Raw genomic sequence first — 383 nt, forward strand, 5'->3', positions numbered from 1 at the left:
CCTCCTCGGCGACCGCCATGGCGGAGCTGGTGGCCTCGTACTGGGGGGACGCGAGCAGGCCGTACGAGAGCCCGGACACCGTGCCCAGCAGCACACAGGCGGGCAGGGGCCACCACTGGGGCAGCCGGGTGAGGGCGGAGCGGAGCCGACGGCGCGGGACGACGGGGCGCTGCTGCTCGGGGGACTCGGTCATGAGAGGGCTCTCCGGTTCGGTGGGGCGGTGTCGAGGGCGTACGCGTACACATCCATCAGGCGCTCGCTGCTGCGCCGGATGTCGTAGTGGCCGACGGCCCGGGGCGGCGGCCGGCGGTCGGGGCGGGCCGGTATCCGCTGCCGCAGCACGGCGGTCAGCTCGTCGGGGCTCCCCGCGATCCGGGTGGCGC

Annotated in this window: 2 pseudogenes; both read right to left on the reverse strand. The window is 76.0% G+C overall.

Annotated elements, in window-relative coordinates:
- Positions 1-193: pseudogene (locus tag V2J85_RS41070) on the reverse strand (lipopolysaccharide biosynthesis protein); the annotation flags it as partial.
- Positions 190-383 (reverse strand): annotated as a pseudogene (locus tag V2J85_RS41075) (glycosyltransferase); the annotation flags it as partial. The pseudogenes V2J85_RS41070 and V2J85_RS41075, both read right to left, overlap by 4 nt.

It is taken from the genome of Streptomyces bugieae, assembly GCF_036352915.1.
Lineage (GTDB): Bacteria > Actinomycetota > Actinomycetes > Streptomycetales > Streptomycetaceae > Streptomyces > Streptomyces endophytica.